Origin of the sequence: Clavibacter sp. VKM Ac-2872, assembly GCF_015351105.1 — a bacterium.
Lineage (GTDB): Bacteria > Actinomycetota > Actinomycetes > Actinomycetales > Microbacteriaceae > Clavibacter.
On record NZ_JADKRR010000001.1, the window covers coordinates 151045 to 164655 of the forward strand.

A 13611-nucleotide genomic window follows, 5' to 3' on the forward strand; every position below is an offset into this window, starting at 1 on the left:
TCTGTGGGAAAGCCGCCCGCCAGATTCCGAACATCTGTAAGGATCTCGCCGCGCGCGCGGGCCGCGCGCGCGCGAGGTGGTGACCGTTCGTTCAATCGCTCGTCATGGGTGAGCTCGCGTGCGTCTGCCGATCGCGCCGTGAACCGCAGGTCGAGCGATATCGGGGCGGGCGGCGGAGGTGTTCGTCGAGGCGGTATCTGAGGGGCGTCTGCGGGGATCGTCGTCTACGGATTTCCTGATCACACAGGCCAGAGTGAGGAGCGGCAGGATGACGAGCCCAGGCGAAATGGGTGGTTGGAGGATCGATCCGGGAGCCGTGGATTCCGTGCTCGCGGATGCGAGGAGCGCGCTCTCCGACCTTGACAGCGCTGGTGCCGCCGTGCACAACGCGATCGATGCGGCTACGGCCGCGGCGGGACCGAAGACACGAGCAGCTCTGGCGATCCTCGCCCACGACCCGTTCCTGGGTCAGATCGCCTCCATCACCACGGATGTCCGAGGTGCCATCGACCAGACGGGTCTCGCGCGTGATGCGTATGTGCAGGGTGACGAGGAGATGGCGACGCAATTCACGCAAGGAGGCGGTCAGTGACGGACTCCCCACTCGACGCCGTCCCCGACGCCTTCGCTCTCGACTGGGCTGCGACGTCGTTCGACAAGATCGGCACGGCTGTCGATGGGCCCGTGCAGCAGGCTTCGACGGCCTGGTCCCGGCTCTCCGGTGTCGGCGTATTCGACGTACCCGGGTCTGCTCAGATCCAGGCGGCACTCGACGGCCCTCTCGACGTCTCCCGATCGGTCCAGTCCGAAGTCACCGTCGCGAAGAGGGCACTGTCGGATTACGCGTCCACTCTCTCTTCGCTCGCCATGCGGCACCGCGGACTCGCTGAGGAGCTCGCCGCGGCGAACGCGGCGGATGAGGCCGCGCTGCTCGAGCCCGGAGCGTCGACCCCGATGGGGCCTGCTGCACCCCGGGCTGCTGAGACCGAGCAGCAGCGTCACGACCTGGCCCAGCGCGTGGCCGCCTTCAACGCCGATCTGGAGGTCGCGGACCAGGACTGCGCTTCTCGGCTGCTGAAGCTCGTCAAGAGCCCCGGGGGTGAGCTCCGGTACTCAGGCGAGGATCTGGACCACCTGGCTCTGAGTATCAGCAATTTCGCGAGTCAGCCCGGTGTCGTCATCGCCGGTTCGGCCCTGCATGACGTTCTCAAGAACAGTAGGGAGCTCAGGGATGCGGTCCAATCGATAACCGATTCGTGGGGCGATGGTGCCGCCGGTAAACATCTCGCATCGGATGTCGATATCGCAGGGCGTGAAGCGCTTGAATTGAGGGTCAGCTCATCTCTGCGCAATATTCTCACGATGCCTGAGGAGGCGATCGAGATGTCTTCCGTCGGCGATCACGTGGATGCGGCGGCCTTGGCGAAGATAGGAGCGCGTGCCCTGACCGTGGCCGGAGTGGGCATCACATACGCGGGGGCTTACGCGGAAGAATACGATGAGGACCAGGTTCATCACGCGGACTGGGACGAAGGGCGACGCCAAGTAGACGCCAACGCGAATGCGGTCGGCAACACGTTGGCGAGCGAAGGTGCTGCATGGGCCGGAGCTCAGGCGGGGATGCGTGTCGGGGCATTCGTCGGGAGCTTGATCGAGCCGGGCGGAGGAACAGTCATCGGCGGCGTGGTCGGCGGCATAATCGGCGGTGCGGGAACAGCAATCGCGACTTCCGACTGGGCGAAGGACATGGGCCACAACACCGCGAGCTTCGTAGACTCGCTGTTTTCCCAATCATGAGAGATGACCTGATGGGCGAGAGGTCTTGACATCGAGGAGGCCCAATGAGTAACGGTTATCTGCCCGTGAAGACATCGAGCATCGAGATGATGATGCCGGATTCCTGGGAGCGGGTGCCCGTGCCCGACGACCGGATGGTCGTCATCGCTGAGAAGGGGCAGAGGGATGGTCGTTTCCGCGCGAACATGGTGGTCGTCGTCCGGCAGTCCACGGAGACCATGGCGGAGCTCGGGGCTCGCAGCGTGGCCGAGGCGCTGGCGTTCCCGGGCTGGTCGCATGTGTACTCCACCCTGCCGTGGATGGGGACGGGGAGCCGAGAGGGCGTCGACGGGCGCGTCGTCGACTTCCTATACGAGGCGTCCGGCACCTACGTCGCGGTGACGCGATCGGGATACGTGACGGGCACGCACGCCGTCGAGATCACCGCGAGCTGCGACATCGTGGAGCGGCTCCTCTTCGAGGAGTTCCTCAACAGCATCGCCAGCTCCGTGCTGGTGCGAGCTTCTGATTCCGAGGTCGTGCAGCTCTCCGCGGGTCCGCAGACGGGTGTCCCGGACATCGCCCTCGACGCCGAGGTGATGGCGCGTGGCGGGGACAAGAAGCCTTCGGAGCTCCTCACCCGCATCCCCTCCTTGCAGCCGTTCCCCGTCAGCGGGATGCGGATGAGCCGGGCCGCGTGGGAGCAGCTCTGGACGTGTCGGCGCCGGGGCCTGTTCTCGAACATCCGAAAGGACTCGGAAGCATTCCAGGAGCTGGTGACGCGTGGTCTCATCGATGCGTACGGGCGCGTGACGCACGACGGCGCGGAGCTCGTCCGGGTGCGAGCGGAGGCGAAGCTGCTGTACGGCGCGACGGCAGACACCGGCGGCCGGGGCACGGCGTTCAGCGCCTGGTACTTCGGCCTGGATGTGCTGGTGGCGGCGGATGTCGTCGGGGCGGACGGCACGCCGGAGGTGTCCGTCCACCGGACCACGGCGAGTGGTGCTCTCGCCCTGCTGGTGTCGTGGATGCGGATCGCGCCGGCCTGGGTGCTGGCGAGGGAGGACGGCGGCGAGCACGACGCCGAGCTCCTCACGCGACGCATCGACGCCGCGCGCGGGCACGAGCCGGCGCTACCCGACGACGCCAGCTGGGCCCTGACGCGCGCATGGGATGCGGGGGAGTGGACGAGGTACGTGGTCGCCTGCCCCACGAACGACACGGCCCACGGCTACATCCGCACCGGCGATGTGGGCTGGTTCTCGCCGGAGCCGCTGCCCGGTGACCGCGTGCGGCTGCGGAACGTGGTCTCCGTCGACGTGATGCGGGATGTCGTCGAGCTGTTCCTCGACGGCGTCCGATCCACGCGGCGCTGACACCGGCCCGCCGCCCCTCTCCCGTGCGTCCGCGGATCAGGCGGGGACGGCGTCCGAGGGAGCCGCCGCCGGAGCCGCCGCAGCGCGTGCCGCGAGGACGGCGCGGGCCGCGCGCGTGCCGGAGGTGAAGCCGGCCTCGTGGGATCCGATCACGTCCCAGCCGAGGTCCGAGGAGTGGAAGTACGAGCCGGCGAGCGCCACGCGGTCGCTCGTGGTCAGCCGGTGGATGTCCTTCTGCAGCTGCCGGAGAGGCAGGTCGATGATCGGGTGCTGCACCCGGTGGTCGGCGATGACGTGCTCGGGCGCGATCTCGCCCGCGTAGTCGAGCGTCACCACGTAGTCGGTCGCCGACTCGAAGCCCTGGAGCTCGTTGAGGTACCAGGCCACGTACGGGACGGGACCGTCGGGGCCCTCGTGGTCGCCGTAGTTCCAGCTCGTCCAGCGCTCGCGCTCCGCGGGCAGCACGCTCGTGTCGGTGTGCAGCACCATGCGGCTCGTGGAGTACCGGATGCCCGCGAGCGCCTGACGCTGGCCGTCGGTCGGCGTGGCGAGGATCCCCCGCGCGGTGTCTCCGTGCGTCGCGACCACGACGGCGTCGAAGCGCTCGACGTCGCCCGCCGCGGTCGTGACGGTGACGCCGTCCGCGTCCTCGGCGACGGAGGACACCGGGGTGGTGAGGCGCAGATCCGGCCGGATGGCGGCGAGGGCGGCGTCGACGTACCGGCGGGATCCGCCCGTGACCGTCTCCCAGCCGACGCCCCGCCCGCCCAGCGAGCTGTTGCCGTGCGCGAGGAAGTACGCGATCACGGTCGCGGCCGGCATGTCCCAGACGAGGTCGTAGGGCGCCGACCACACGGCCGTGCTGAGGCGCACGATGTAGCCGTCCTGGAACGAGCGCGCGTACCCGTTCCGGTCGAGGTACTCGCGGAGCGGCCCCGTTCTGGGGGTTTTGCAGTGCGCGGCAACTAACGTACGAGGCGGCCGGGCAGTCGTCCGTGCCCCGTGCGGGGGCGCATGCGGGGCGGGTCAGGCGCCGCCGCGCTCCAGGGTGAGGCCCTTCTCGTGGTGCGCGACGCGGCGGAGCGCGAGCAGCACGGGCTCGTAGAGGGCCGTGCCCAGCACCGCGAACTCCACGGCGCCCTGCGGGTCCGACCACGGCACGCGGGAGAAGTCGGCGTCCGCGATGTCCCGCACCGCGTCGACGTAGGTGCGGATCTGCGACTCGTCGAGCGCGATCCCGGCCTCCTCGGCGAGCTCGAGCGCGCGATCCAGCTGCGCGACGGGCACGGAATCGGCGGTGTGCTGCACGCCGAGGCGGTCCAGGAGGGCCTCCGTCCCCGCGGTGGAGCGCGCGGGAGGGGCCTCGCCGGCCGCCGTCGAGCGATCCCCGCTGGGAAGCGCGGCCGTGGCCTTCCGCATCGCGCCCACCACGCTCTGATCGGGATCCGCGACGAGGTCGAGGATCGTCCCGGCCTGCTCGATGGAGACGCCGACCACGTGGATCAGGCCGCGCACGAGGCGCAGGCGGGCCAGGTGGGTCTCGTCGAACGCGGTCCGGCGGGCGTTGACCTTGACGCCCGGGTGGAGCAGCCCCTCGCGCAGGTAGTACTTGATGGTGGCGACGGAGCAACCGGATTGTTCGGCGAGCTCGGAAATGGGCAGCGCGGTCATCCCTCGATGATAGGGAAACTATCTACCTGCGCCCCGATCGGGCCGTGGGCGGACATCCCGGACGCGCGTCCGGCGCCATTTCGGGCGTGTTAACGGACGCGCGGAAGGAGGGGCGCGACGCACGCCACGTCGCGGCTGTGGAAAATCCCATCACGTGAGCGGTATTCGAGCATCGAGCGTCCGTCGCGCCGCGCTCCTACGCCAGGCCGAAGCGCTTCAGCAGGAGCACGACGAGCACGGTCGGCTTCATCCACGGCACCTCGCCGACGCGGTACTCCTCGGCCCGCGCGAGGCGCTCGGCGAGGTCCGGCCGCAGCTCCCGGAGGTAGGGCCGGGCCTTCGCGGCGTGCACGGAGTCGGACACGATGCGGATGGTGTCGGCGTCCTCGAGGAACGGGATCGCGTTGGCGATGTTCTCGCGCGTGCTGGTGCTCGTGTCCTCGAGGACGAGCGGGCCCCGGTAGCCGAGCTCGTCGCGGGCGTACCTGGCGAGGATCCGCGCCTCGGGCTCGGCGCCCATGACCGATCCGCCGCACAGGACGAGGGTGCTCGAGGTGGCGCGCGGATCCATCGAGCGGAGACCCGCACGGACCCGGTACCGGTTGATGGCGTTGGCGCGCGGGCCGCGGTTGCCGTAGCCCAGCACCACGATCGCCTCGCGGCCGACCTCGGCGTCCGCCCGCCTCCGATCGAGCCCGCGCGTGCTGGCCAGGCGGTGCGCGACCTCGCTGCCGATGAGCGCGAGCGCGACGGCGGCCCCGGTGGCGACGAGCAGGGGGCGGATCCGCATCCGCTCAGGCTACGCGCCGCGACCCGCCCGACCCGCGTGGTTCAATGGCCGTGCTTCCCGCGGGAGGCACGGCGGTGGGGCTCGCCGTCCCCAACCTCGACACCCTCGTCGACGACAGTCCCTGTCTCACGGCTAGCCATGCCCTCCGAGATGGGAGACCCCATGACCGACCACCCGCAGCCCGACGAGCACGAGGTCCGCGGCAGCGCGCCCGGCGGCAGCGCGCCCCTCGACAGCGACATCGAGGTGGACGACGACCCGGGCCGCCCCGTCCACCTCCGCTGGTCGTCCCTCGGCCTCGTGGCGCTCGGCGGCGCGGTCGGCACGGGGATCCGCGAGGCGCTCGCGCTCACCTGGCCCGCGCCCGCCGGGGGCATCCCCGTGACGATCCTCCTCATCAACGTGGTCGGCGCCTTCGTGCTCGGCGCGCTGCTGGAGGCCATCGCCCGCCGCGGGGCCGACGAGGGCCGGCGGCGCGCGATCCGCCTGCTCGTGGGCACGGGCGTGCTCGGCGGCTTCACCACCTACAGCGCGCTCGCCGTCGACACCGCGTCGCTCACCGGATCCGCGCTCGGCGTCGCGCTCGCCTACGCCGCGCTCTCGCTCGTGGCGGGCGCCGCCGCCTCCGTCGCCGGGATCGCCGCGGGGGCGGCGATCCACCGCCGCACGGCGGCGGGCCGCGCGACGGGAGCGGCGTCGTGATCGGCCCGCTCGTGTTCGCGCTGATCTGCGTGGCCGGCGGCGTCGGATCCGCCCTCCGCCTCCTCCTCGACGGCGCCGTCCGCGGGCGCCTCGGCGCCGCGTACCCGTGGGGCACGACCGTCATCAACGTCACCGGATCCCTCGGGCTCGGCCTCCTCACGGGCGCCGCCGCGCAGGCGGGCCTCCCGCACGACCTCCTCCTCATCCTCGGCGGCGGCCTGATGGGCGGCTACACGACCTTCAGCACCGCGAGCCTCGAGACGGTGCGGCTGGCGCAGGCGGGCCGGATCGGCGCGGCGCTCGCGAACGGCGTCGGGATGCTCGTCGTCTGCGTGGCGGCGGCCGGGCTCGGGATAGTGGTGGGCCAGGCGCTGTGATCGGGCTCTCGCCGGTGCGCGCCGCGGACGTCGATGCGATGCACGCCTTCCTCGCGGCGGCGGACCTCACGGTCACCGGGCTCGACGACCCGGGCGTGCGGCTCTGGATCCGGCGCGACGCCGCCGGCCGCGTCACCGGCAGCACCGGCTTCGAGCTCAGCGCCGACGGACGGCACGCGCTGATCCGCAGCGTCGCGGTGGATCCCGCCCTGCGGTCCGCGGGCCTCGGGTCGACGCTCGCCCGGCACGCGCTCGCCGAGGCGGCCGCCGCCGGCGCCGAGCGCGCCTGGCTGTTCTCGCGGAGGTCGGGCCCGTTCTGGCAGGGCCTCGGCTTCGCGGCGGCGGATCGCGAGGCGCTCGCCGCCGCGCTGCCCGGCGCCCGCCAGGTCGTCGCCTTCCGCGCGAGCGGCCAGCTGGCGCGCGAGGTCGCGTGGTCGCGCCCGCTCGGATCGGCCGCCGACCCGGACCCCCGCGGATGACGGGACCCGTCGCCGACGCCTACGCCGCGCGCGCCGCCGAGTACGCGGAGCGCCTCGGCACCCTCGAGGCGGTGCACCCCGCCGATCTCGCGCTCGTGACGACGTGGGCCGACGGGATCACGGGCCCCGTGCTCGACGCCGGCTGCGGACCGGGCCACTGGACCGCGCTCCTCGCCTCCCGCGGCCTCGACGCGCGCGGCGTGGACCTCGTGCCCGCCTTCGTCGCGCACGCCCGCGCCGCGCATCCGGGCGTCCCCTTCGCGGTCGGCGACCTGGACGCGCTCGGCGCCGGGGACGGCGCGCTCGGCGGCGCGCTCGCCTGGTACTCGCTCATCCACCACGCGCCCGCGCGGATCGGCGTGCCGCTCGGCGAGCTGGCGCGGGTCGTCCGGCCGGGCGGCGGCCTGCTCGTCGGCGCGTTCGCGGGTCCCGACGGGATCCCGGGCGCCGAGCCCTTCGACCACGCCGTCACGCGCGCGTGGCGCTGGTCGCCGGATGCCCTGGCCGCCGAGATCCGCGCGGCCGGCTTCGCGGTGGACGAGGTGCACACGCGGCGCGGTCCCGGGTCGCGCCCGCATCTCGCGATCACCGCCCGTCGCCCGGCCTGACCTGGCGCCCCCGCCGACCTAGGCTCGCGGGATGACGACCGCGGATCCGACCCCCGACCCCGAGCCCGTCTGGACCACGACCGGTCGACGCGACCTCCACCGCGGCCGCGTCGTCCTCGTCGACCACGACGTGGAGCTGCCCGACGGATCCGCGTCCCGGTACGAGGTCGACGAGAGCGTGCCGTTCGCGGTGGCGACGCTCGTGATCGACGGCGACCACGTGATCCTCTCGCGCCAGTACCGGCACCCGCTCGGGCGCTGGATCCTCGACCTCCCGGGCGGCGCGGGCGACGCCGGCGAGCAGCCCGTCGACGCCGCCCGCCGCGAGCTCGAGGAGGAGCTCGGCCTCGTCGCGCCGGAGATCCGGCCCCTGCGCACCTACGCCGTCAACCCGGGCCGTGCGTCCTGGCTCGTGCACGTCTTCGCCTGCACGGCCCCGACCACCGCGGGCACGGCCGACCGCTCCGACCCGTCCGAGCAGGTGCGCCTCGTCCGCATGCCCGTCGCGGAGCTCGACGCGCGCATCGCCGCGGGCGGCATCGAGGACCCGACCCTGCTGATCGCCCGCGCGGCCGCCGCCGAGCAGGGGCTGCTGCCGCCGGTCGCGCCGCGCTGATCCCCGTCGTGCCCGGCTCGTCCGCGCCGTCGAATCGCCCCGCATCGTGCCGGCGCCGCGAGCGAGGGGCCGGCGTGGCCGACCGGATCACCCGTCAGCCGGGGCACACCGGTCGCACCTCTGCTCCTCCGGGGCGAGCTGCACATCTTCGGCGCTCGCGCGCATCCGGCCCGCGACTCGGGATGTGTGGATGGATCCGTCGCCGATGCGCCGAGTGCCCTACCGTTCATCAGACGCCCGTCTGACCCGCCTTCGGGCAACCGGATGCAGCTCACTCGTCATCCCGCGGGCCACCCGCGCCCTGTCATCCGACCGGAGGATCCCGTGCACACGCTCACCACCTCGCGCGGCGCGAACCACCGCTGGACGACGGGCTCGGTCGACACCCGCGTCACGCACCGGGTCGTCACCCCATCCGCACGCCGAAGTGGACGCTCCGCCAGGCCGCTCGGCTGCGACCTCTCACCAGCGGGCACCTCGCCCGAAACGCCCCACCCCCTAGAAAGGCAGGAAGAAATGTCACCATGCACCAGCCCACGGAGCGCTCGGGTGCTCCTCGCGTCCCTGGCCGTCGGCGCGACCCTCCTCGCGGGCGTCGTCGCCGGCCCGGCCGCGCACGCCTTCGCGGCCACGCCGTCCGACGGGGTCGTCCATCCCGCGGCGTGGCCAGACCCCGTCAACACCCAGTTCCTCGAGCTCATCCAGGCCCCGAAGAGCCCGAGCGTGGGTTCGGTGCTGCTCCAGTCCGGTCGCTGGCGGAAGTGCGTCGACATGGAGCAAGACGGTTCCCTCGTGACGGTCAGGACGGGCTCGTACCGCAGCACGTCGTTCTTCGGCACCGGGTGCCGGTCGGGGTACGCGTACCCCCGCAGCGTGGGCAACCTCCCCGCGACCGGACGCTGGACGGAGTTCTACGTGAGCGCGGTGGCCGGGCCCGACCCGCTCCGGTTGTAGCCGGAACCTGCGCACGGCGCCAGCACCACGGACGCGCGGGAGCGGCCGCTGGTGAACATGGCGTCCTCGGGCGAGGAGCTGACCGCGCGTCCCGTCAGCCCGCGCGGCCGCGCAGCGCGACCCGCGCGATCCGCTCGCACAGCTCCGGGTACCCGATGCCCACGGCCGCCGCCGACTGCGGCAGGAGGCTCGTCGCGGTGAGGCCCGGCAGGCTGTTGGCCTCGATGATCCAGAGGGCGCCCGCGTCGTCGAGGCGGAAGTCGGAGCGGCTGTACCCGGCGAGCCGGAGGATCCGGTGGGCCGCCAGCGCCGCCGCCCGCGCCTCCTCCGCCACCGCGTCGGGCAGGTCGGCCGGGAACGTCTCCGCGATCGCGCCGGCCTGGTACTTCGCGGCGTAGGTGAACGCCTCGTCCACGGGCACGCCGATCTCGCCGACCGCGAGCGCCTCGCCGTCGAGCACGCCGACCGTCAGCTCGCGGCCGCGCACGAACCGCTCGACCATGACGGTGCCGTGCCGCCCGGCGAGCTCGAGCGCCGCGGGCAGCTCCGCGGCAGTGCGCACCACGGAGAGCCCGACGGTGGATCCCTGGCCGGTCGGCTTCACGACCACCGGGAACCCGAGGGCCGGCTCGACCGCATGCGGCTCCGGGTCGATCAGCCAGTCGGGCGTCCGCACGCCGCCGGCGCGCAGCAGCGTCTTGGCGACGTCCTTGTCCATCGCGAGCGCGCTGCCGAGGGAGCCGGATCCGGTGAACGGGATCCCGGCGAGCTCGAGGAGCGCCTGCAGGCGGCCGTCCTCGCCGGATCCGCCGTGCAGCGCGAGGAAGACGAGGTCGCCGTCGCGGAGGTCGGCCGGCAGGCGCAGCACCGCGGCGGATCCGCCCGCGCCCGCCGTGGCCAGCTCCGCGGAGGTCGGCGGGCGGAGGCCGACGTCGGGGGTGAGGACCCGCGCCTCGTCGGCCGCGTCCAGCGCCCCGCGCGCGGTGTCGACCGCGACCACCTCGTGCCCGAGCGCCCGGAGGGCCGGGACGACCTGCGCGGCGCTGGCGATGGAGACGTCGCGCTCCTCGCTCTCGCCGCCGAAGAGCACTGAGATCCGCATCCCGCGACCCTATCGGCGGGCCGCCCGCGCCCGGCGGCGGACCAGCCCCGGCACGCCCCTGCATCGCCACCCCCTCTCTTCACCAGACGTTCGTATGATGTACCGATCCGGATCCGGCCGCGGCTATACCGTCGTCCCGCGGGTCCCGCCCGCATCCCCCACCCGATCGGAGAATCCCGTGCACGTACGCACCACCGCTCCCCGCCCGCGCCGCACCCGCGTGGCGCTCGCCGTCCTCGCCATCGCGGGATCCGCCCTCGTCGGCGTCGGCACCGCACCCGCCGCGCAGGCGTCGGCGGCCGCTCCGGCCACCGCGTCGGCCGCCACGACCACCGCCGTCGCCCCCGCGGGCGACCCGGTCGCCGCATCCGACTACTCCGTGCGCCAGCAGACCGTGCACTTCTCCGCGCACATGCAGCGGTACGGGGACGTCGTCGTGTCGATCCTCATCCAGGGGCCGAACCCCGGCAACGGCCGGCCCGGCTGGTCGCGCTGCGTCGACCTGCCCCAGTCCGGCCTCCCCATCTGGACCGACATCGGCGTCGGCCTCCTGGCCAACGCGCGCTACACGGTGTCCTCGTACAGCGACTTCGCCTGCTCGCGCGGCGCGAACTACCGCTGGACGACGGGCACGGTCGACACCCGCTGGACGCACTGGATCGTGTACCCGATCCGCTCCCCGCACGTGACCCTGCGCTAGGCCGCTCCCGCCGCAGCCCCACATCGACGCCCCCGGCACGCGCCGGGGGCGTCGTCGCGTTCACACGGTCGCAACACCCGCGCATCGCCGTCGAAACGCACGCTCCCTACTGTCGATTGCAACGGCGATTGCAGGATCCGTTCTCCGCGACGGAGATTGCACGCGCCGTCTCGCACCGCTCCAGCGCCGCTCGACCACCTCGCGAAGGGACCGCCCATGACCACGACAGTCGGAGCAAGGACGAGGGCCGTCGTCGGCCTGCGCGGTGTCGCCCCGGTGGCCGTCGCCGCCCTCGTCATCGCGCTCGTCGCGCAGGTCATCGGCTCGCGCACCCTGCCGCTCGGATCCGCCTCCATCGTGTTCTTCCCGATGGTGTGGGGCCTCCTCATCGCCGCCGCGCTCTCGTTCCAGCGGATCCGCCCGGTCGGCATCGACTTCCAGCGCATCGCGAACGCGTTCGTGGGCGTCGCCGTGCTGTTCCTCGTGGCGCGGCTCGCCTTCAACATCGGGCCGAACATCCCGACGCTGCTGCAGGCCGGACCCGCGCTGCTGCTCCAGGAGATCGGGCACCTGCTCGGCACGGTCGCGCTCGCGCTGCCGCTCGCCGTGCTGCTGCGGATGGGCAAGGCCACCATCGGCGCGACCTTCTCGCTCGACCGCGAGCCCGCCTTCGCGATGGTGAGCGAGAAGTACGGCCCCGACTCCGACCAGTACCGCGGCGTGCTCGCCATGTACGTGTTCGGCACGCTCTTCGGCGCCGTCTACATCACCCTGCTGACCTCGCTCGTGGCGTCGGCCGACGTGTTCGACCCGCTGGCGCTCGCGATGGGCGCGGGCGTCGGATCCGGGTCGATGATGGCCGCGTCGACCGCCAGCATCATCGCCGCGTACCCCGGCCAGCAGGACGCGATCCTCGGCATCGCGGCGGTCTCGAACCTCATCACCACGGTCCTCGGCGTGTACGTCGGCATCTACGTGGCGCTGCCGCTCGCCGACCGCCTCTACCGGTTCCTCACGCGGAAGCAGGCGGCCGCGGAGGCCGCCTCCGGTCCGGTGGCCGTCTCGGCGGAGGCCGCGGAGGCGAACCGCGCCTTCCGCGAGCGCGTGGCCGAGGCGTCGGCGCCCGTCGCGATCCGGCCGTGGGTGACGATCCCGATCCTCGCGGTCGTGGGCATCGGCACCGCGTCGATCTTCGCGGGCGGCGTGAGCTGGTCCATCGTCGGCGGCTACGCGATCCTCATCGCGCTGCTGCTGGTGAGCCAGCTGCTGGCGAAGGTGACGCGCAAGGTGTCCGCGATCGTCTTCGTCACCACGATCGGCGCGCTCGCCTCGAGCCCGTACTCGCCCGTCGGCGCGCAGCTGACCAGCGTGGTCACCTCCATCGACTTCCTCTCCATCGCGTGCGCCACCCTCACGTTCGCGGGCCTCAGCCTCGGCAAGGACGCGGCGCTGCTGAAGACGGTCGGCTGGCGCATCGTCCCGGTCGGGCTCGTCGCCATCACGGCGTCGTTCCTGCTCTCGGCCGTCATCGCGGAGTTCGCGCTCGGGTTCTGGTCGTGAGCGCGGCGGATCCGCTCGCCGACTGGCTCGACGAGCTCGAGCCGACGAAGGGGCACACGCCGTCGCACGCCCGCGTCGCCCGCGTGCTGCTCGAGAACCAGCAGCTCGCCTCGTACTCCGAGATCGCGGAGATCGCGCAGCGAGCGGAGGTGAATGCCAGCACCGTGGTGCGGTTCGCGCAGGCCGTCGGCTTCCGCGGCTGGCCCGAGCTCCAGCAGGAGCTGCGGATGCGGTACCTCGCCACGCTCACCTCGGAGGAGACCCTGCGCGAGCACCCGGCCCCGGCGTCGGGCCAGGTGCACGCGTCCATCCAGCGCGATGTCGCGAACCTCCATCGGGCGCTCGAGTCCATCGACCCGGGGGAGGGGGACGCGGCCATCGCGGCGCTCGCCGCGGCCGGGCGGATCCTCGTGGTCGGCATGGGCTCGTTCGGCGCGCCGGCGTCGATCCTGGCCCACCTCGGATCCGTGATGGGCTACCCCATCTCCGTCGAGGGCCGCGGCGGCGCCCACCTCGCCGCCGCCATGACCACGCTCGGCGCGGGCGACGTGCTCGTGGTCGTGAGCCTGTGGCGGCCGATGCGCGACGTGCTCGCCGCGGCATCCGCGGCCCACGCGGCGGGCACGACCGTCGTCGCCATCACCGACATGCGCCGCGGCCGCCTCGCCGCCAGCGCCGACCACGTGCTCGTCGTGCCCAGCGAGGGCGTCTCGTTCCTGCAGTCCACGACCGCGACCACCTCGGTCGTCTACGGCCTGCTCAGCGGGATGGAGGCGGCGCACCCCGAGCGCAGCCGCGCCGCGCTCCGTCGCACGCAGGAGCTGTGGCAGCAGCTCGGCACCTTCTCGGGCTGACGCGCCCGCCCGCATCCCGCCCGCATCCCACCCGCCTCGACCCGCC

Annotated in this window: 16 protein-coding genes; 12 read left to right on the plus strand and 4 right to left on the minus strand. The window is 73.0% G+C overall.

Going from position 1 to position 13611, the window contains the following annotated elements:
* The first annotated feature begins 268 nt into the window (after positions 1–268).
* From ITJ40_RS00780 to ITJ40_RS00790, 3 genes are read left to right on the plus strand one after another with little or no spacing between them, the layout of a single operon-like run.
* Positions 269–592: a DUF6507 family protein gene (locus ITJ40_RS00780; RefSeq protein WP_194665114.1), complete on the plus strand. Its 324-nt coding sequence runs from the start codon at positions 269–271 to the stop codon at positions 590–592.
* Positions 589–1797 carry a hypothetical protein gene (locus ITJ40_RS00785; protein WP_194665115.1) on the plus strand — a complete coding sequence of 403 codons (1209 nt, stop codon included), beginning with the start codon at positions 589–591 and terminating at the stop codon, positions 1795–1797. The genes ITJ40_RS00780 and ITJ40_RS00785 overlap by 4 nt, the downstream gene beginning before the upstream one ends.
* Positions 1798–1841: 44 nt before the next feature.
* Positions 1842–3152: a hypothetical protein gene (locus ITJ40_RS00790; protein ID WP_194665117.1), complete on the plus strand. Its 1311-nt coding sequence runs from the start codon at positions 1842–1844 to the stop codon at positions 3150–3152.
* Positions 3153–3188: 36 nt separating this feature from the next.
* Here ITJ40_RS00790 and ITJ40_RS00795 read toward each other — a convergent pair whose 3' ends face one another.
* The 3 genes from ITJ40_RS00795 to ITJ40_RS00805 all read right to left on the minus strand — a co-directional run bounded on the left by ITJ40_RS00795 (position 3189) and on the right by ITJ40_RS00805 (position 5613).
* Positions 3189–4025, minus strand: a complete 837-nt coding sequence (locus ITJ40_RS00795; protein ID WP_194665119.1) for an FAD-dependent oxidoreductase — start codon at positions 4023–4025, stop codon at positions 3189–3191.
* 153 nt (positions 4026–4178) lie between these two features.
* Positions 4179–4823: a MerR family transcriptional regulator gene (locus ITJ40_RS00800; RefSeq protein WP_194665121.1), complete on the minus strand. Its 645-nt coding sequence runs from the start codon at positions 4821–4823 to the stop codon at positions 4179–4181.
* A 196-nt stretch (positions 4824–5019) separates the two neighbouring features.
* Positions 5020–5613 (minus strand): YdcF family protein, encoded by a 594-nt coding sequence (locus ITJ40_RS00805; protein WP_194665123.1) that lies wholly within the window; start codon positions 5611–5613, stop codon positions 5020–5022.
* Between the two features lie 162 nt (positions 5614–5775).
* On the opposite strand from ITJ40_RS00805, the gene ITJ40_RS00810 reads away from it, so the two are divergent.
* The 6 genes from ITJ40_RS00810 (at position 5776) to ITJ40_RS00835 (ending at position 9349) form a co-directional block, all read left to right on the plus strand.
* Positions 5776–6315 carry a CrcB family protein gene (locus ITJ40_RS00810; RefSeq protein ID WP_194665125.1) on the plus strand — a complete coding sequence of 180 codons (540 nt, stop codon included), beginning with the start codon at positions 5776–5778 and terminating at the stop codon, positions 6313–6315.
* The gene (locus tag ITJ40_RS00815) at positions 6312–6692 is read left to right on the plus strand and encodes a CrcB family protein (RefSeq protein ID WP_194665127.1); all 381 of its coding nucleotides are present in this window, start codon (positions 6312–6314) and stop codon (positions 6690–6692) included. The genes ITJ40_RS00810 and ITJ40_RS00815 overlap by 4 nt, the downstream gene beginning before the upstream one ends.
* Positions 6689–7171 (plus strand): GNAT family N-acetyltransferase, encoded by a 483-nt coding sequence (locus ITJ40_RS00820; protein WP_194665129.1) that lies wholly within the window; start codon positions 6689–6691, stop codon positions 7169–7171. The genes ITJ40_RS00815 and ITJ40_RS00820 overlap by 4 nt, the downstream gene beginning before the upstream one ends.
* Positions 7168–7779 carry a trans-aconitate 2-methyltransferase gene (locus ITJ40_RS00825; protein ID WP_194665131.1) on the plus strand — a complete coding sequence of 204 codons (612 nt, stop codon included), beginning with the start codon at positions 7168–7170 and terminating at the stop codon, positions 7777–7779. Before ITJ40_RS00820 ends, ITJ40_RS00825 begins: the two co-directional genes overlap by 4 nt.
* Positions 7780–7810: 31 nt before the next feature.
* Positions 7811–8395, plus strand: coding sequence for an NUDIX hydrolase (locus ITJ40_RS00830; protein WP_194665133.1), 585 nt, complete (start codon positions 7811–7813; stop codon positions 8393–8395).
* Between the two features lie 549 nt (positions 8396–8944).
* Positions 8945–9349 (plus strand): hypothetical protein, encoded by a 405-nt coding sequence (locus tag ITJ40_RS00835; protein ID WP_194665135.1) that lies wholly within the window; start codon positions 8945–8947, stop codon positions 9347–9349.
* Positions 9350–9443: 94 nt separating this feature from the next.
* Here ITJ40_RS00835 and ITJ40_RS00840 read toward each other — a convergent pair whose 3' ends face one another.
* The gene (locus tag ITJ40_RS00840) at positions 9444–10451 is read right to left on the minus strand and encodes a D-alanine--D-alanine ligase (protein ID WP_194665137.1); all 1008 of its coding nucleotides are present in this window, start codon (positions 10449–10451) and stop codon (positions 9444–9446) included.
* 178 nt (positions 10452–10629) lie between these two features.
* Here ITJ40_RS00840 and ITJ40_RS00845 point away from each other — a divergent pair, with 178 nt between their 5' ends.
* The 3 genes from ITJ40_RS00845 to ITJ40_RS00855 all read left to right on the plus strand — a co-directional run bounded on the left by ITJ40_RS00845 (position 10630) and on the right by ITJ40_RS00855 (position 13565).
* Positions 10630–11151, plus strand: a complete 522-nt coding sequence (locus ITJ40_RS00845; RefSeq protein WP_194665139.1) for a hypothetical protein — start codon at positions 10630–10632, stop codon at positions 11149–11151.
* A 216-nt stretch (positions 11152–11367) separates the two neighbouring features.
* Positions 11368–12711: a DUF3100 domain-containing protein gene (locus ITJ40_RS00850; protein ID WP_194665141.1), complete on the plus strand. Its 1344-nt coding sequence runs from the start codon at positions 11368–11370 to the stop codon at positions 12709–12711.
* Positions 12708–13565 carry a MurR/RpiR family transcriptional regulator gene (locus tag ITJ40_RS00855; RefSeq protein ID WP_194665143.1) on the plus strand — a complete coding sequence of 286 codons (858 nt, stop codon included), beginning with the start codon at positions 12708–12710 and terminating at the stop codon, positions 13563–13565. Before ITJ40_RS00850 ends, ITJ40_RS00855 begins: the two co-directional genes overlap by 4 nt.
* Positions 13566–13611: the final 46 nt, after the last annotated feature.